The 18,760-nt window shown below is 42.2% G+C and carries 16 protein-coding genes and 1 tRNA gene; 8 read left to right on the plus strand and 9 right to left on the minus strand.

The window, feature by feature from the left end:
• The first annotated feature begins 102 nt into the window (after window positions 1-102).
• Window positions 103-1,284, plus strand: a complete 1,182-nt coding sequence (locus tag ABM313_RS12685) for a TRC40/GET3/ArsA family transport-energizing ATPase (RefSeq protein ID WP_434683565.1) — start codon at window positions 103-105, stop codon at window positions 1,282-1,284.
• A gap of 71 nt (window positions 1,285-1,355) precedes the next feature.
• Here the strand turns inward: ABM313_RS12685 and ABM313_RS12690 are convergent, their stop codons facing one another.
• From ABM313_RS12690 to ABM313_RS12720, 7 genes are all read right to left on the minus strand, one after another.
• Window positions 1,356-1,988 (minus strand): hypothetical protein, encoded by a 633-nt coding sequence (locus tag ABM313_RS12690; RefSeq protein ID WP_434683566.1) that lies wholly within the window; start codon window positions 1,986-1,988, stop codon window positions 1,356-1,358.
• Between the two features lie 68 nt (window positions 1,989-2,056).
• A complete protein-coding gene (locus tag ABM313_RS12695; protein WP_434683567.1) occupies window positions 2,057-2,770 on the minus strand; it encodes an abortive infection family protein in 714 nt (237 codons plus the stop codon).
• A gap of 122 nt (window positions 2,771-2,892) precedes the next feature.
• A complete protein-coding gene (locus ABM313_RS12700; protein WP_434688465.1) occupies window positions 2,893-3,345 on the minus strand; it encodes a nuclease in 453 nt (150 codons plus the stop codon).
• On the minus strand, window positions 3,342-3,626 hold the full coding sequence (locus tag ABM313_RS12705) for a hypothetical protein (protein ID WP_434683568.1): 285 nt from the start codon (window positions 3,624-3,626) through the stop codon (window positions 3,342-3,344). The genes ABM313_RS12700 and ABM313_RS12705 overlap by 4 nt, the downstream gene beginning before the upstream one ends.
• A 75-nt stretch (window positions 3,627-3,701) precedes the next feature.
• Window positions 3,702-4,280, minus strand: a complete 579-nt coding sequence (gene lepB / locus ABM313_RS12710; protein WP_434683570.1) for a signal peptidase I — start codon at window positions 4,278-4,280, stop codon at window positions 3,702-3,704.
• Window positions 4,281-4,391: 111 nt separating this feature from the next.
• Window positions 4,392-5,087, minus strand: a complete 696-nt coding sequence (lepB, locus tag ABM313_RS12715; RefSeq protein ID WP_434683571.1) for a signal peptidase I — start codon at window positions 5,085-5,087, stop codon at window positions 4,392-4,394.
• Between the two features lie 74 nt (window positions 5,088-5,161).
• Window positions 5,162-6,991: an aspartate kinase gene (locus ABM313_RS12720; protein ID WP_434683572.1), complete on the minus strand. Its 1,830-nt coding sequence runs from the start codon at window positions 6,989-6,991 to the stop codon at window positions 5,162-5,164.
• Between the two features lie 319 nt (window positions 6,992-7,310).
• Between ABM313_RS12720 and gpmI the strand changes: the two genes are divergently transcribed.
• From gpmI to ABM313_RS12750, 6 genes are all read left to right on the plus strand, one after another.
• On the plus strand, window positions 7,311-8,915 hold the full coding sequence (gene gpmI, locus ABM313_RS12725; RefSeq protein WP_434683573.1) for a 2,3-bisphosphoglycerate-independent phosphoglycerate mutase: 1,605 nt from the start codon (window positions 7,311-7,313) through the stop codon (window positions 8,913-8,915).
• 249 nt (window positions 8,916-9,164) lie between these two features.
• The gene (locus ABM313_RS12730) at window positions 9,165-9,998 is read left to right on the plus strand and encodes a dienelactone hydrolase family protein (RefSeq protein WP_434683574.1); all 834 of its coding nucleotides are present in this window, start codon (window positions 9,165-9,167) and stop codon (window positions 9,996-9,998) included.
• Window positions 9,999-10,206: 208 nt separating this feature from the next.
• Window positions 10,207-10,923 carry an SDR family oxidoreductase gene (locus ABM313_RS12735; protein ID WP_434683575.1) on the plus strand — a complete coding sequence of 239 codons (717 nt, stop codon included), beginning with the start codon at window positions 10,207-10,209 and terminating at the stop codon, window positions 10,921-10,923.
• A gap of 264 nt (window positions 10,924-11,187) precedes the next feature.
• Window positions 11,188-13,542, plus strand: coding sequence for a hypothetical protein (locus tag ABM313_RS12740; RefSeq protein WP_434683576.1), 2,355 nt, complete (start codon window positions 11,188-11,190; stop codon window positions 13,540-13,542).
• A 431-nt stretch (window positions 13,543-13,973) separates the two neighbouring features.
• A complete protein-coding gene (locus ABM313_RS12745; protein ID WP_434683577.1) occupies window positions 13,974-15,125 on the plus strand; it encodes a hypothetical protein in 1,152 nt (383 codons plus the stop codon).
• Between the two features lie 99 nt (window positions 15,126-15,224).
• Window positions 15,225-15,309: transfer RNA gene (locus ABM313_RS12750), tRNA-Ser, on the plus strand.
• A gap of 92 nt (window positions 15,310-15,401) precedes the next feature.
• On the opposite strand, the gene ABM313_RS12755 is transcribed toward ABM313_RS12750, so the two are convergent.
• Window positions 15,402-16,151, minus strand: coding sequence for a DedA family protein (locus ABM313_RS12755; protein WP_434683578.1), 750 nt, complete (start codon window positions 16,149-16,151; stop codon window positions 15,402-15,404).
• Window positions 16,152-16,324: 173 nt separating this feature from the next.
• Window positions 16,325-16,729 carry an NIL domain-containing protein gene (locus ABM313_RS12760; protein WP_094528523.1) on the minus strand — a complete coding sequence of 135 codons (405 nt, stop codon included), beginning with the start codon at window positions 16,727-16,729 and terminating at the stop codon, window positions 16,325-16,327.
• A gap of 642 nt (window positions 16,730-17,371) precedes the next feature.
• Between ABM313_RS12760 and tftA the strand changes: the two genes are divergently transcribed.
• Window positions 17,372-18,760 (plus strand): hormogonium tapered terminus morphoprotein TftA, encoded by a 1,389-nt coding sequence (gene tftA / locus ABM313_RS12765; protein WP_434683579.1) that lies wholly within the window; start codon window positions 17,372-17,374, stop codon window positions 18,758-18,760.

The raw sequence follows: 18,760 nt of genomic DNA on the forward strand, positions 1-18,760 counted from the left end.
TTGCAACATCAACTATTTATTCAAAATTTATTAGATTTGGCAGGGCTTAGCTTTGTCAAGCCTAATCCCATCAAAATTTAAACAAGACGAGTCATATTGACCATGCGTATCATTTTAATGACAGGAAAAGGCGGAGTGGGCAAAACTTCTGTCGCCGCAGCCACAGGTTTACGCTGTGCTGAATTGGGTTATAAAACTTTAGTCTTGAGTACCGATCCTGCTCACTCTCTTGCTGATAGTTTTATGGTCGAATTGGGGCATGATCCTAAAGAAGTCCGTCCTAACCTCTGGGGGGCGGAGTTAGATGCATTAAGAGAGCTAGAAGGAAACTGGGGTGCGGTCAAGCGTTACATTAGTGAAGTTCTTCAAGCTAGGGGTCTGGAGGGAGTTCAAGCCGAAGAATTAGCAATTTTACCAGGAATGGACGAGATTTTTGGTCTAGTACGTGTTAAGCGGCACTATGACGAAAAGGAATATGACGTTTTGGTAATTGACTCTGCACCTACGGGGACAGCTCTGAGACTACTGTCTCTACCAGAAGTAGCAGGTTGGTATATGCGGAAGTTTTATAAGCCATTGCAGGGAATGGCACAGGTTCTGAGTCCTGTATTTGAGCCTATTTTTAAGCGTGTGACTGGCTTCTCTTTGCCCAACAAAGAAGTAATGGATGCACCCTATGAGTTTTATGAAGAATTAGAATCTCTAGAAAAAATCCTCACAGATAACACCACCACAACCGTCAGGCTGGTGACTAATCCCGAAAAGATGGTGATCAATGAGTCCTTAAGGGCGCATTCCTATCTCAGTCTCTACAATGTTGCTACAGATATGGTGATTGCTAATCGGATTATTCCTGAAGAAGTGCAAGATCCATTCTTTAAGGCATGGAAAGACAATCAGAAGCAATATTGCGAACAAATTCATCGTGACTTTCATCCTCTGCCAATTAAGCAGATTCCACTTTATGCTGAAGAGATGTGTGGAATTGCTGCCCTAGAGCGCTTAAAAGAGACTCTATATGGCAATGAAGATCCTTCGCAGGTCTATTACAAAGAAAATACAATGCGTGTTGTTGAGGAGAATAAGCAGTATCGTTTAGAGTTGTATTTACCAGGTGTACCGAAAGAGAAGATTGAGCTAACTAAGACTGGTGATGAGCTAAATATACGTATTGGCAATCATCGCCGTAATTTGGTATTACCTCAAGCTCTATCGGTTCTCCAAACCTCTGGCGCAAAAATGGAAGATGATTACCTGAAAATCCGCTTCTCTACTCCTGTTTAAACGACGTAAAAAAATAAGGCGATCTTTTTTATGATTTTGTCAAGGATCGCCTTATTTCAAATAAATCATCGCTATCTCGCTAAATTGGCATTTCCAGATTGACTATGGTTTAAAAGTTTTGCCTGACAATCAGCAAACAAACAATTTAGAATTCCGAGAATATCCTTTAGTTGAGTTTCTGAATAAGCAAGGCTTTCATAACATTCTTGTTTGTTTAGTTGATAAAATCGCCATGTCGTTGCATTAGTGACAATGCCATATATAGGAAATGAATATTGTGGCTGATTCAATGTTAGACAGGCATACATTTCTGTTAAGCATTGCGCTAATCCCTGCTCAAAATCATCTTTTTTAGCTTCAACGATACATAATAAAGGCGATTGATATACTTTCCCCTGTCCAGCAATTAAATAATCAACTACACCTGTTAATTGTTCAGTTTGTAATTTTGCTTCTTTCCAGATTTTTAAGGCAGCATAACTATCAATTGCTTCGAGCAAAATAGCATCGATTAATAATGATTTCGCTGATTCAGACAAGGATAAATCAAAGTGTGCTTTGAGTTTTTGGGTGCTTGTCAAATAATATTCTGAAGCTTGTTTAGGTGTAAATTTTATTTGCCATTCTTTTAATTCATTAATCCCGATAATTTGCAACGCACTACGCAAATCAATCTGTGAAAAACGTTGTTTTTTGTTAGCCATAAATTCGCCTCAAATTTGTTAAAGGTGTATCTCTTGAAATAATATGTTTTATAAAAATGGGGATCTTTCTATATCAACTTCCCATCAATGTAACGGAGTAATGTACGAACTACATTGATGAAAAGTAAAGCTTCATCTTTCTCTAGAACATTATCGTTAGGATGTGCCATGCTTGCATGATTTCTTATTGGATTGAGTGAATCTAAAATACCCGCAAATGACTGAAGGAGACGATCAATGTCTTGTGTGCGGTCAGTACTTTGCAGTTTTGGATGTTGCTGACGCAGTAACTTGAATAGCTTAACTATGCTGTCATCTTTACTATATACAATATTCTCTCGAATACATATTGCACGCAGATAACCATGAAGAGCAGTATGTATTCGATCAACTCCACTAACTGCTCCTCTAGATAAAATTAGAACTTCTATGTCAGCAATTGCTCGCTCTATTACCTCGTTGCTAATTTTCAGTTCAAGCGGCTTTTCACTAATCTGATGAGGATACAAAATATCAATATATGTAGGACGTATAGAGGTTTCGCTGTCCAATTCATATTCCCATAGTGATGATGATGAGTTGTGAAGAATATTTATTTCAGAACAAGCAAGGCATTTCAAAATTTGCCACTTATGATAAACATCATCTCCACCATATTCTTCATCACCAAAAACGTACGAATCTTCTCCTTCACAAATAATCCTCATGAGGGACTTGATAGCACAATGCCCACACTGAATTTTGTTAGCAGTAAGACTGTACTGCTCTTGGGATTCTGTCAAAGTTGTATACTCCTTGTCTGATGATGAAATTTTACAATTAGAAAGTATTTATCAGATGTAGTTTCGCCTATTTGCCTAAGCGCTCGCCCAAGGAAAAAAGCTTAAATCCAACTAATTGAAGCTCAATCAATAACGATATTTTGCCATAACTCGGCAGCAATAAATCTTGATAGATGTCCTACATTCGTTGTCGCAATTACAACATCTGCAACTCCAAAAGTCATAGCTTGAGCTACTAGAATCATATCTCCATCAATCGTTTTATCACCTGATGTGGGCTGTCCTTGCTGACGAGCTTGAGCCCAAAGTTGAGCAGCTTGACGCATTGCAACCGTTTTAATTGGTAAATACTCAATCAACTTGGCTAAATCATCTAGACGAGAAATCCCTTTAGTCTTGTTTGCTCGTAATAACTCACGGCGAACCTCATAATCTGCAATCTCTGGAATGATAATTCGACTTGCAGCCGTGATGTGAGCTTGTAACCACTGGGCGCAAGCTACACTTTCTAGAGATAGCTTTGGATTGGTGATTAGACCAATTGGCCCCGAATCCAATATTATGACGCGATTCACCAAGTTATACCCTTCATCTCAACTGGGAACAATTTGCGATCGCTGAGACGATCATTATCTAATGCAGAAATCAAATATTGACCTGTTTCTTGCTGTTCCTCAATATCTTCATCATCGATCCAAGACTGAATTAGGTTAACCGCTTTAGATTGTTTTTGTCTTAAAAGAATAGAGCTGGTTAATAACTCCAATGTCACAGACTCAATGGAAAGCCCTTTTTGATTGGCTTCCTGTAAGAGATATTCCTCAACTTCTGACGGTAGATTAAGGGTTAGCGTCATGGATTTTCTTGAGTATGTTTATTAGTACTTTAACATCCAGATTTTCTGACGCTTACCAAAACATAGATTTAGGTGTTATTTAGCTGTTGTAATTGCGCCTAAACGATCGCCAAAAGGAAAGAATCTAATAGTTGCTTTACCGATGACATTCTCTTTAGGTAGAAATCCCCAAATATGCGAATCATTACTGTGATTACGATTATCGCCCATCATCCAGTAATGACCTTTTGGCACAGTCACAGTACGCATCATATATTTAGGAGCTTCCGCAATATATGGCTCATCCAGTGCTTCCCCATTGCGGTAGACTTTGCCGCCACGTACCCCAATTTGATCGCCTTCGATTCCAATCAAGCGCTTGATATAAGCTTTAGTGTTGTCTTCAATCGCAGGAGACTTAGGTGGATAAAAAATTAAAATATCGCCGCGTTGTGGTTCTTGCCATTGCATTGAGATTTTATCGACTAAGATGCGATCGCCCACTTGCAAAGTCGGTTCCATCGAGCCAGAGGGAATGAAACGTGGTTCGACAATAAATGCCCGCAGAAATAAAGCGATCACAAGAGCCACGATAAAAATACGGATGGTTTCACTATGTTGTTGCCACCAAGGTTTGATAGGAGCTTGCGGATCTAATTTAATTTCTGTGGACATGGATCAGTATCTACTTATTTTGTATTGAGTAGAAAGGTACGCTCCGCGTCCCCTTCTACTAGTTGTATTTATGTATTTAGTAGAAGGGTCACGGAGCGCATCACTCTTCTACTAGTTGTATTTAGGAACGTTTAAATTACCAACGCGATTGTCAAACGGCCAGTAGCGAAACATAGCCCTTCCAACTAAATTCTCTTCGGGCATAAATCCCCATGCGTGAGAATCCAGACTATTATTGCGGTTGTCACCCATTACCCAATATTTACCATTAGGCACTGTGAAAAACGGATGATCCTTACCAGACTGCACATTGTCAGGACGGAAGCAGTTAGGACAAAGAGCATCGTCTTGGGTTGGCAAAGTGTAATTTGGCGGCGCGGCAATATATGGCTCATTTAGAGGTACATCATTTATAAATACTTTGCCATCATGAATGCTGATGCGATCGCCTGGCAACCCAATTACCCGTTTGATATAGACCTTAGACGCATCAGGCACAACAGGATTAACGGGTGGATTAAAGACGACAATTTCACCGCGTTCGGGCTTGCGCCAACGAATTGAAAGCTTATCGATAATTAAGCGATCGTCAATTAATAAAGTCGGCTCCATCGAGCTAGAAGGAATATAACGTGGCTCAGCAATAAATATTCTTACGCCAACTGCTAACAAAATAGCCACTGTGACAGTGGGCAAGTTATCAGTCAAGAAATTTTTAAATGAATTTTCTTGTTTATGAACAGGTGGCGCTGGCTTAGGATCAGTGGGCGGATTGCTGGGGCGATCGCTAGATTTATCAGATGACATAGAAATGCTCGCGGGATATGTGTTTATCTTAAAGCGTATTTAGGTAGTAAGTGTGGCGCTTCGCGCCACACTTACTACTTTTTCAAGGCACTGGGAACTTCGATCGCGTAATCACCAGACAAGTTAAATTCTTGATGAATAACTTTCAGTGCTTGTTCCGCTTGATGATCGCGCACTACGCAGCTTACTTTAATTTCAGATGTGGCGATCATCTCAATATTAATCCCTGAATCAGCGAGAGCGCTAAACATACGGGCAGCGATTCCCGACTGATGGATCATATTTGCGCCCACAATACTGACTTTACTAATGTCAGCATCGCAAGTTACTTCACCGTAGCCAAGCTCCTGCGTATATTGTCTGAGGGCAGTTTCCGCTTTAGCAAGATCAGTGATTGCTACAGTAAAAGCAATTTCGTTAACATCGCGATCGGATTGCGACTGGACGATCATATCCAAACTAATATTTTGTTCAACAAGCTGTTCAAGGATTTTGGCTGCCATCCCCGGACGATCAGGTACTTGCTGCACTGCAATTCTAGCCCGATTGCGATCTAGAGCAACCCCACGCACAGGTGAAATATCGGCATTATTTTCTGAGGTAATCTCACAGGCTGAATGCGATCTCACTGGCACATCGAAGGTTTTTTGCATAGCAGCGATCGCCGCTTCGCCATCAGAAGATGCAATTACACAACTAATTTTAATTTCAGAAGTGGAAATCATTTGAATATTGATTCCCGCTTCAGCCAGAGCCGTGAACATTTGCGCAGCTACACCTGGTCGTCCGATCATGCCCACACCCATAATGCTGATTTTGGCAATGGCAGAGTCAACGGTGACTAAACTCGCGCCAATTTCTAAACTACGGGTGACCACCTCGGCAAGTTGCAGTTGATTTTGAGGAATCGTAAAGGCAATGTCATTTACACCTTCGGTTTCTTGCACTGCTTGGATTATTAAGTCAACATTGATCCCTTGATCAGCGAGAGATTTAAATAGCTGTGAGGCGATCCCAGGATGATCGGGAATTTGTAACAGCGCAATTTTGACTTGATCGTAATCAATCGAAACTGTCTCCACAAAACGATTCACTTCTAAGGATTTCAGATTGCCTGTACCAATACGAGGTGAAGTGATCACCGTACCCGCATCATCTAGCCAACTTGATCGCACACACATTTTTACGCCAAAGTTACGGGCAATTTCCACAGAACGTGGATGCAAAACTTTTGCCCCTAAACTGGCTAGCTCTAGCATTTCGTCGCAAGTAATTTCCGCAAGCATCTGTGCCTTGGGGACAATCCGTGGATCAGTGGTCAAAATTCCGGGAACATCAGTATAAATTTCACAAATGTCTGCTTCGATCGCTGCGGCGATCGCCACTGCCGAAGTGTCGGAACCTCCGCGCCCTAAAGTAGTAATTTCATTACTCGGTAAGCCAGTAGCTTGATCAATCGCTACTCCTTGAAATCCTGCAATCACCACAACCTTACCAAGATCTAGCGCTGATCTAATTTGATCTGGTTCTACATATAAAATTCTGGCGCGAGTATGGTTTGGCTCCGTAACCACCCTGACTTGAGAGCCATTCATGGCGATCGCAGGTTGTCCTACTGCTTGCAATGCCATGCTTAAGGCAGCGATCGTGATCTGCTCCCCTGTTGCTAAGAGCAGATCCATTTCTCGCTCTTTTGCGGCAATTTCGGTAAGGGTTTGAGTATGAGTTGCTGACACTGACTCGGCGAGAGCCACCAAACCATCAGTGGTTTTGCCCATCGCTGAAACCACTACTACAACTTGATTACCAGCATCAACTGTCCGCTTAATGCGATCACGGACTGCCTTGATGCGATCGGCATCGGCTACGGAGGAGCCACCATATTTTTGAACTATTAACGCCATTCGTGGGGGAAATTTTTAACCGATGAAAGAATTTTGGGTTTGAGCGCAAAGTGTTGTAAGTCACAGCAAAGCACTACAGAGTAATCATCATACATTCGTTAGCGATCAGCAAAATAAATGTGCTATGAATGCGCTAATCTGTGTCAGCAATTCGTCGATTGAAACAAAGCACCGCAAGTTTGGGAATAATTAAAAGTTTTTTACGATACATTGCGATCGCGCAAATTGCCAAGTATTGTTAAGATAATCCGTAAATTTGCTCCGATGGTATGATTGCCTAGTGAGGAGTGAACATGTACTTAACAAGGAACTGTCTTTTATGCAAACGGGGTCTGTTTCTCCACTGGTTCTGATCATTTTAGACGGCTGGGGATATAGGGAAGAAACCGAGGGCAATGCGATCTCCGCAGCAAATACTCCCGTCATGGATAGTCTGTGGAGTACTTACCCAAAAACTCTCCTCCAAGCCTCTGGCAAAGATGTTGGCTTGCCAAAAGGTCAAATGGGCAACTCTGAAGTTGGACATTTAAATATTGGTGCAGGTCGAGTTGTCCCCCAAGAGTTAGTAAGAATTTCTGATGCTGTCGATGATGGCTCATTATTATCAAATCCTGTACTAGTACAAGTTTGTGAAAAGGTTAAAGCTAACCATAGCAAATTGCATCTAATCGGGCTTTGCTCTGATGGCGGTGTACATTCACATATTGATCACCTCTTGGGATTACTAGATTTAGCGAAGTCTCAAGGAATTGAAGATGTCTGCATTCATGTGATTACCGATGGACGTGACACCTTGCCACATTCAGGGATCAACTTTATTAGGCTTTTACAAGCACATATTAAAAAGATTGGTGTTGGGCGCATTGTTACAATCAGTGGTCGTTACTTTGTCATGGATCGTGACAAGCGATGGGATCGCGTCCAAAAGGCTTATGAAGTTTTGACAAACGATCAAATCACTACTGAGCTAACTGAGCCAACAGACTTACTGGAAGCCGCCTACAAAGAAAAAATTACCGATGAATTTTTACCCCCTACTCGCGTTGCTCAAGGGGCGATCGCCTCAGGTGACGGTGTAATTTGCTTTAACTTCCGTCCTGATCGTTCCCGTGAGATCACTCAAGCTCTTGTTGCCGAAAACTTTACAGGTTTTGAACGCGAACATATTCAGCATCTCGCCTATGCCACATTTACCCAGTACGACAGTGCTTTACCTGTGCCTGTTGCCTTCCTGCCCCAAAACTTAACTAACTTGTTGGGGCCAGTTGTGGCACAGCATGGATTAAAGCAGTTGCGCCTCGCTGAAACTGAGAAATATGCCCATGTTACCTATTTCTTTGATGGTGGACTGGAAGAAGCTAGTGAAGGCGATGATCGGGTATTGGTCAATAGTCCGCGTGTATCTACCTATGATCAAGAGCCAGCAATGTCTGCTACTGAGGTAACCCGCATTGCTTCCGAAGCGATCACCAAGCGGATTTACTCGCTAATTGTGATTAACTATGCTAACCCCGACATGGTTGGTCACACTGGTAACTTTGAAGCGACAGTTAAGGCTCTCGAGCATGTGGATCGATGTTTGGGCAAGCTATTATCTAGCATCGCCAATGCAGGTGGTACGGCTTTAATCACCGCCGATCATGGTAATGCGGAATATATGTGGGATGATCATGGCAATCCTTGGACAGCCCATTCCAGCAATCCTGTCCCATTTATTTTGGTAGAGGGTGAAGGTCGTAAGATCTATGGTCATGGTGCTGATGTAAGACTCAAGCAGTCTGGCGGTCGCCTAGCAGACATTGCCCCTACGATTCTAGAAATTCTGCAAGTTCCACAACCAGAAGAAATGACAGGAGTCTCTTTGCTAGAAAAAGCAATTTATGAGATCAAAGCTACTAAAACCCCAGTCAAAATTGGCAAATAGTTTAGTGAAGCTACTGCGCCCACTTCACTTTGTAAGGCGCGTTACGCTATGTAACGCACAGTCTAAGATTGAATGGTGAGTTACGCTGCGCTAACACACCCCCCATAAATGAATGAAGGTGGCGCGAAGCGCCGCCTTCATTCATTTATGGGTTTTGAGATGACACTCATTTTTAGTTTTAGGTTGCAAAATATAGATGGTGGGAAGCCTAGCTTGTCATCATCTATATTTTTGTAAAGGTTCACTTGCATGTCAAAACTTACCAGACGCGAATTCATCGCAGTTACTAGCCTCACAGCAGGTTTTGCGATCGCTGTGCAGCCAATTTCCGCAAAAGTAATCACTACAGACAATAAGGGCATCATCGCAGGTGAAGTCAAAATACCTGTCAAAGATGGCACGATCCCTGCTTATAGAGCTAGACCAACTGTGGGCAAAGATTTTCCTGTGATCTTAGTTATTCAAGAAATCTTTGGCGTTCATGCTTATATCCAGGATGTGTGCCGTCGCCTCGCAAAATTAGGTTATCTAGCGATCGCCCCTGAAATGTTTTATCGACAGGGTGATGTATCTAAGTTGACGGATATTGCGGAGATTCGCAAAGTAGTTAGCCAAGTTCCTGATGCTCAAGTTATGTCCGATCTTGATGCTACCGCAGCATGGGCAACTAAATCAGCTAAGGGAGATCCGCAAAAGTTGGGGATTACGGGTTTCTGTTGGGGTGGGAGGATTACTTGGTTATATTCTGCCCACAATCCGCAAGTTAAAGCAGGTGTGGCTTGGTATGGCAGACTTGTTGGTGACTCAACAAAACTTACACCAAAGCATCCCATTGATATCGCCATGAATTTACAAGTGCCAATTCTGGGTTTATATGGTGGTAAGGATACTGGTATTCCTGTGGATACGGTTGAGCAAATGCGTGAAAAACTGAAGGGTTGCAGTGCTAATTCCGAGATTGTGGTTTATCCCGATGCACCTCACGCTTTTCACGCTGATTATCGTCCTTCATATCGTCAAACCGAAGCAGAGGACGGCTGGAAACGATTACTGGATTGGTTTAAGAAGAATGGAGTTGCTTAAACAGATTTTTAGTGGCGCGGCAAAGCCACACCACTAAAAATCTGTTCTTTTTTAACGTCAGTTCGCCGAAAAATAAAAATGGTAAGAATCGCTGAGCGATTCTTACCATTTTTATTTTTCGGCGAACTGACGTTTTTTTATCACATAGCCGTGAGGCTTTATTATGTAAAGAAGTATAAAGTATTGTAAACAGATCGTAATTTTTAATATGCAAAATAAAGTTGTTGTCGTTGTCGGTGCAACAGGTGGCATTGGTTTGGCGATTGTCCAAAAATTAGCCGCATCAGGTGCGAAGTTAGTTCTTGTCGCGAGAAACGTCGCCAAACTGGAAGAACTAGTTAATAATCTCGAAGATGACCACGATATTGAGGCGATCGCAGTTCCTACAGACATTACTAAATATGAGCAAGTTGAAGGAATGGTACAGCAAGCGATCGCGCAGTTTGGACAGATTGATGTCTTAGTGAATGCGGCAGGTGCAGGCGTGATGAAGCAATTCCTTCGCATTGAACCGCAAGAACTTGACCAGATGCTTGATCTTAATCTCAAGGGAAATTTTTACACTAGCCAAGCGGTGGCAAATGTCATGAAGGATCGTAAGGTTGGACATATCTGCAATGTCATTGGCATTCTTGGTAAACATCCAATGGCTATGGCATCAGCCTATTGTGCATCAAAATTTGGGGCGATCGGATTTAGTAAATGTATGGCTGATGAAGTTCGACGTTTAGGTATTAAGGTGACTCTATTCTATTTTGGCGGAATTGATTCGCCATTTTGGGATAACGTTAGCCTGAAGGTTGATCGCAGCAAAATGCTAACGACTGAGACTGCGGCAAATGCGATTATGTTTGCTCTTTCCGCCGATCCACAAGCTGTACCGATGGAAATCAATATCCAACCTGAAAGCCATTTATTCTTTTAACCTCAGTTCGACGAAGGCAGGAGATGGTAAGAACCGCTAAGCGGTTCTTACCATCTCCTGCCATTTGCGGCGGGCGAAGTACGTCGCAAATGGCGATATCGAACTCACGTTCTTTTCATCAAAAAAAATAGAGTCGGTGCTTAAAGCACCGACTCTATTTTTTTGGCGGATGGTTTTTTGTTGCAAATTAATGAGATGTAATTCTGTCTCATCCAAATCACGTTTAATGTATAGGAGGATCTAACTTAGAGTTTGGAGATTGAAATGCAAAAGCGACATCTATATATATTGTCTATATGCGTCATCACTATCTTCTCATTTGGCATAGCACTTAAAGCGACAGAAGTATTTCAATCTCGAACAGTTAAAATACCTAGTCCATCGGAAATGTCAAAACTGGCTGATTCTTTCAGTCCTCAAGAAATATCCCAATTGGAAATTGATGATGTCTTGCGCGATCGCCTTCGTTTCGATCCCCAATGGCAAGAAATTGCTCAAGCAGTACGCCAAGATATCATTGTCGAGAAGTGGGGGAAAGATCGGGTTGAGAATCCAGTCTGGAAAAAATACGGAGCCAAAGCCTATCCTTTACTGAGTTATTACGCTCGCTCCCGTGATGAAACTCGTCAAAGGTATGGACTTGAAGGTATTCGCAGCCTAGGGAAGCCCTATACAACGCTATGGTTGCATGGACAGATTCAGCGACGGATGACCTATCCAAGCTTTTATGAAATCTATTCCTATGCATCAGCATCTCAGAGCAAAGACTGGGAGAAAGAATTTGGCTTAGACGACCCTAAAGTACGCTCAGAGTTAATCAGTCTTGCTAAGGCAAATCTCGAACCGAGAAATTCCCCTCGTTACTACGACCAATTCAATCTCGACTTCTTGACTAGATTATTGGGCTATGAAGCCGTCTATGGCAAGACTCCTTCCGAAAAAAGCAAGAATTTTGCAGGCTTACCAGAATGGGTACAGTACGAGCAACTACAACAACCAACAGAAAGGCAAATCAAAGAAGCGATCGCTCTCTACCAGAAGTTATCCAGCGATGCTCAGGAATATATCTTAGTTGAGAGAATAGGTGTCATGAAGGCGGGAGAGATTACCCCCTTTGCTCGCGCATTCTTTCGTTCTTTGGCTAACGATCTCTCGGCAAGCGATCGCATATGGGCGATCGCTGAACTTGATCGACATGGAGATAATCAAGGGACAGAACTCCTCAAAAATATTTTAAATAACGATCTATCTCAGCTTCATTCTCTCTCAAAGATCGTTAGTTACGAAAATTTTGGGCAAAAGGGTAATCATGCCTATTATCTGCTGTTGGGAATGGTAGAGAAATATCCACAATCAAAATTTGCGATCGCCTGTCGTGAGTATGGCGATTTAACAGGACGTTCTTATTTTAATGCTGAGCCACGCGAACCTGCGATCCTTGCCCGTAACGCTAAACTTACTGAGAAAGAAAGACTAAATGCATGGAAAGGATGGCTCCAGAAATATTCCGAGCACTCTGGAGTCGATGATGCTAATTATTTTCTGGCGCTAAGTTTACAAGATAACAATGATATTGTCGGAGCGATGCGCCTCTGGATCAAGATTATGGCGCAACCAATGGGCGATCGAGATGCTCTTTATCTCGCTTTTCCCCATGTTCGCACGCTCCTTGATGTTGGCTTGTCCATCGACCAGATGCAAACCCTCTTACAAGAGCCAGAAAATCAACTCCTTGCACCACTCTTACAATACGCGATCGCCGTCCAATATGCGCGATCGCAAGATTATGCCAAAGCCTTAGAAACAGCAGCAAAGGTGCAATTAGAAGCAATTCCTGACCAGATTCTCGAAGCTTACTACTATCCTCAAGGTCGTTGGTGGCAGCAAGATAATCAGGTCGAAAACTTTAAGAAAGAAGCTCAGTTACTATTGGGTGAACAAAAACTACGTTGGCAAAAATTACGTCAATGGCAAATCGAAAATACACCCGAATCACGATATCAGATTGCCTCTAACTGGGCGGGGATTGGCGGATGGAAAAATGGTTATTTAGCAATTTGGGATGGATTTCGCGCTTATTACTTGCCAACGGATTGGAATTGTCACGAATGGTGGGTATGCGATCCATCTAAACGCAGTGATGCTGATATTCTCGCTAAATATCAAGCTGGCAGTCAAAATGCGATCGCTCTTTCCCTCTATCAAAAATTACTCGAAGACAATAGCCTTTCCACGGCGCTTCGCGAAAAAACTCTGTACATGGTAGCAATGACACTTCTTGACCAGTGGGAAAACCACACTTTCTCAGAAACCCAACGTATCCATCCACCTGTAGGTGTGTCCGCTAGTAAGCCATATCAACCAACAAGTAGAAATAGTTATTCGTATCAAGATTATGAACAGCGAGAAAAGAGTATGCGCGTTGACTATCAACGACGTATTGATAGCATCATCACTGAATTACAGGTGAAGTTTCCTCAGAGCCAATATATTGATGATTTGCTGTTTTCTAGCTTCTTTCTCAGCGAGCAGTCCAATTATCTGCAAAGACTGATAGATCGTTATCCCAATAGCGATCGGGCTAACGAAGCCAAATTTCTCCTAGAATTAAAAAAATAGCAACATTGTGCAGTTTTCAACTTAATTATCGACAATCTAAAATCCACAAAACTGTATTTAAAGACAATTTGGGTTGAATTCTCAGAATTAAAAAGCCAGAGCGAAGCTCTGGCTTTTTAATTCTGAGAGAGCTTTGTTCACGCTAACTCTGTCTCAGAAATGGTTTCACATTATCTCGAACCAACTTTATTTAGCTTAACTTTAGAAGCCTTCTCACGAATTGATACTTACTCAGTAAGGGAAAAGGGACAATGTATAGCCCTCTTTCTTCTAAAAAAAATAGATAATGGTGAGAATTCTTTCTAAACTATTGCGAGTTCTCTCAAAACATGATAGAACGAAATGATGAGTTTCTTCCATCATAAGCAAAAGTATGAGGAAACAAACTAATCAAATCAATCAATCATTACTATCTCTTTGGTTTCCATAATATGACTATAGATCTACCTGTAAGTTTACAGCCAGACGGATTTGGCGCGTCTTTACAAGCTTTGCAAACCCATTTGCAAGGCTTCCTCGCTGAATATGAAGATAAAGTTGCCCAAGCCCGCGCCCAACTTGCTCATGTTGAAGCACTCCTAGGAAGTCTACCTGCTGAAGCTCCTAAAGCTAAAGGTAAAAAGAAAGAAGTTGTAGCTGCTGCTCCTGTTGTAGCTGCTCCCGTAATTGCTGAAGTTCCACCCGCCCCTACTAAAGGTCGCAAGCCTAAAGCTGTCGCTGAGCCTTTAGCAGCCCCTGCCGCTACACCTGCTGCTAAAGGAAGAGGAAGAGGACATCGTCGTGGTTCTTTGACAACTCGTCCTGCTTACGAAGGGCTGACCCTCACAGAAGCGATCGAAAAGATTTTGAATGAACGCCAAGGACAAGCTGTAAATGCTGATGATGTAGTCAATATTCTTTACGGTGATTTGACAGAGACTGTATTCCGAGTTGCTAAAGAGCGTGTAACCAAGAATCTATCCAAGGGCAAAGGCGAAAATAGATGGAAGCGTGTTCCTAACCAACTTGGTTACTACACACTATCTCTAGAAACCTTGAAAACAGTTCCCACCTCAACTATCAAGAGAGGCAGAGCTGCATCTGTAAAAGCTGAAGCTCCTGCTCCTAAAGCAACTAAAGCTCCTAAAGCAACTAAAGCTCCTAAAGCTGCTGCCAAAGCCACTCCTGCGCCTAAGGCAACCAAAGCGACTAAAGCACCTAAGGCAACCAAAGCTGCTCCTAAAACTGCTCCTAAAGCTACAAAGGCTTCCCCTAAGGTTTCCAAAAAGGCTGAAGTAGAGGCAGCTAAAGCTCCACAGCCGAAGAAATCTGGTCGCATGAGTTCTTTGGTGATGCGTCCTCTCTATCAGGGTAATACTTTAACTGATGCGATCGAGAAGGTTTTGCAAGAGCGCAAGGGTGAATTTGTCAATGCAGATAGCGTTGTCAAAGCTTTGTATGGTGATCTCTCGGTAGAAAATTTCCGTCAAGCGAAGGATCGCGTTACCAAGAACTTGTCTAAGGGCAAGCTTGATGGTAAGTGGGAGAGAGTTCCTAACCAGTTGGGTTATTACACCTTGTCAATGTCTGCTGTCAAAGCATAGGTTTTAGGCTAAGCAGCCTATCCAAAAAATAAAGACTCGCAAAGCGAGTCTTTATTTTTTGCTTGTATTAGGTGTAATCATGCTTTAGAATAACCAACGGGAGAGATGGCAGAGTGGTCGAATGCGTTCGACTTGAAATCGAATGTTGTGAAAGCAACCGAGGGTTCGAATCCCTCTCTCTCCGTAAATACTAAAGCAAAAAAATGGCATAGCCATTTTTTTGCTTTTAAAACCTTAAGAAAGAAGGGCTACCCGATGGGTAGCCCTTCTTTCTTGTTAATAATCCTTTTCGATTTTCACCATTACTTTATCTTCTGCGATTGGAAATATTACAGATGATTCCTGAGCAGATTGCAGCTTTGACTGGCTAGGGCTAGAAGATTGAGTTTTTTTGGCATTACGCCAATTGATAAATCTTTCCTTGAGCCAACGGAATGCTGGTGGGGTAGCAAACCACAACAATACACCACTTAAAATGATGGAACTAATCCTCACAACTCCAGAAACTAGAGTTTCTAGGGGAATTAAAGTACCAGCATAGTAGGCAACCCCTGTAGTCACTGTTCCCCAAACCAATGCACCTGTGGCATTAAAAAAGAGAAATCGGGAATAGGACATTCCTGATAACCCAGCCATTGGTCCTGCAAAAATTCGTAAGATGGCAATGAATCGTCCAAAGAAGACTGCGCGATCTGCACTTCCGCGAAATTTTTCACGGGCGATCGCTATTTCATCACTGGGCATCCGAAATACTTTGCCGATTTTTTCTAATGCTGGTAAGCCACCCCAACGCCCTAACCAGTATCCTGCACTGTCCCCTAAAATCGCTCCTACAACTGTACAGAGCAAAACTAATGGATAACGCAACTCACCATTCCCAGCTAAAAATCCACCAACTAAGGTGATCGTTTCGCCCGGCAATGGGATACCTGCATTCTCTAGCATGATGCCAAAGAAGACAATCCAGTATCCATACTGCTGCGTCCATTCTTGAATAATTTCTAGCGAAAAAAACTCAAAATGCATGAGTTATGACTCAAAGTTTGATGGGTTAAATTGTTTATGAAAAATTGTTACTTTTTGTATCATTATAGGCGGTTATCGCAATCGTGTATCAGTTGTTGATTATTTGTATCGCAAGCCGCTAACGACAATGCAGTCTTAATCAGGAAAGATGCGAGAGTTGTCCGATCGCCTTGCTATAGGTTAATAGATATGGCGTTAACTGGACAAGCAGTAATACATTGCTCACAGACAACACAGCGCGATCGCAGAAAGTTAAGTTGAAAGGTTTTGGGATCGAGAGTCAGGGCTTCGGTGGGGCAAACACCTGTACACAAGCCACAATCTACACATGCCGTATCGTCAATCACAATTTCGCGTCCATGTAATGAAACCTCGATATCTTGCGATCGCATCCAGTCCATCGCTTCTTCAAGCTGGTCAATATCGCCTGATAACTCTAGTACCATCTTGCCCATTTTGTTGGGGGCAACTTGAGCGCGGATGATATTTGCAGCAATATTAAAATCTTTGGCAAGCCGATAGGTGATCGGAATGCTGATTGCTCGCTTGGGAAAGGTAAGATTAACTCTTTTTTTCATAGTTGGTGTTTTTGGAAGATTCCCGCCCTAATAAATCAGCAATACATCACTTTGAATTTTGCCTACGGCAAAATCCAAAGTCAAAAACCTTACTGAGATTGATTTTTGCTTTACGGATGCGTAATGAACTCATCCATAGAGTGTTGTATTAATTATGAAACCAATTTTGATGTTTTTAGCATCGAATCTCAAATCCAAAAAGAGAACGGTGCTTTGCTCGCTTTTATTTTGAAAGAGTAATTTTTTATAAAAATCAGTTTTTGAAATCTTATCGACAACAGGATTTCAAGAAATAATCTTAGTGTTTTCAGCCAGTAGTTTTTTATAAAAATCGGTTTTGATGAAAGTCAGCCTTTGTCTGACTTTCATCAAAACCGATTTTAGTTTTTTCAGTGCCTGCGGTGCTGAAAAAACTAAAATCAATTTCATTATGAGGATTGCTGTATTTTTAACGTCAGTTCGACAAAAGTGGAAAATGGTAAGAATCGCTAAGCGATTCTTACCATTTTTATCATGCGAAGCACACCGCAAACGGCTATATCGAAATCACGTTATTTTTAATAATAAAAAGTCAAATAGGACAAAAGCTGATAGACTTACGAAGACTTTTTTGCTTGCTGAAATGGACTGGCAGATAGGAATATGGGCAAAATATTTATTTCCGCAGGTCACGGTAGTTTTGAGGGGTCATTTCGCGATCTAAGTGAAATGACGGGTGGAACGATGGAAACTGCTGAATTAGTCGCTACAAGGGACTTAGTAATTGCCGAGCTGAGATCGCGTGGAATTACGATCGCCATACCTAGCGACGATCTGAATTTAGCTGAGGCGATCGCATGGATTAATACTCGGTCAGATCAACAAGATGTAGCTTTGTCGTTACAACTAAATATAGTCAATGCTCCTGAATTACGTGGCACAACTGCCTATTACATTACTAATAATACGCTACGGAAAAGACAAGCAGAAATACTCACCAATGCCTTAACTAAACGTGTACCTGAAATCACCAATCGTGGTGCAAAAGCAGATACGATCGCCAGTATTGGCAGTGTAAGTTTTTGCCGCCAAATAGCAGTTCCTTCTATTTTGCTAGAATTAGTTTTTTCTAATAGTTCGCAAGATCGGCTGCTGATGCAAACAAGGCGGCGTGACTATGCGATCGGGATTGCTGATGGTCTGCAAGCATGGATTAATGAAACTGCCACCACAATTCCTGTATATACACCAGCCAATCGCCCAACTAATCCAAAACCAATAACTTATCCAGAGGTTAATATCAATCTTAATGGGCAGAGTTATGCCGAAAAAGGGATTCTTGTATCGGGAAATGTATTTGTACCTGCGGATTTAGTCGATCGCCTTGGCTTTGAGCTCAATCAGATTCCGCTCAATTGTCGGTTGCGTTATCAAAGTATAGTCTACGTACAGGCGATCGCCTTACGCGAGTTAAATACTTCTGTCTCTTGGGATAGCACTACGCGCACACTCTACCTCAAAACTATTTTTAAAGTTTTCACTGGACAAATTGATCAGATCATGGGTGTGGGTAATGCTTCGGAAGTACAGTTACTGATGTTTTTGAAAAACAATAATGAAGCCGCTCTCACTAACTATGGCGATCTTCCACATTTATATCGTGAAGAAGCGGAGATTGAAGGGGTAAATCACGATATTGCTTTTTGTCAAATGTGTATTGAAACCAACTTTTTGAGATTTGGGAAAGGTATAGAGCCTGAGCAAAATAATTTTGCTAGTTTAGGAGCCGTAGCTAGTTCGGCGGCAAAGGCATCGGGTGCAAGTTTTGAGGATCAGCGTACAGGTGTAAGAGCGCATGTCCAACATCTCAAGGCTTATGCTAGCAATGCTCCACTATTCCAAACCGTAGTTGCACCCAGATTCCATTTAGTTGCGCGAGGTGTTGCCCCAGTCTTAAGTCAACTCACGGGACGTTGGGCGATCGATCCTCTCTACGATCGCAAAATCCTCGCTCTCATCCGCCGCCTCTACGAATCCGCAGGTATTTTTTAA

This window comes from Pseudanabaena minima str. Chao 2107 (assembly GCF_051131155.1).
In the GTDB taxonomy this organism is placed as follows: Bacteria; Cyanobacteriota; Cyanobacteriia; order Pseudanabaenales; family Pseudanabaenaceae; genus Pseudanabaena; species Pseudanabaena minima.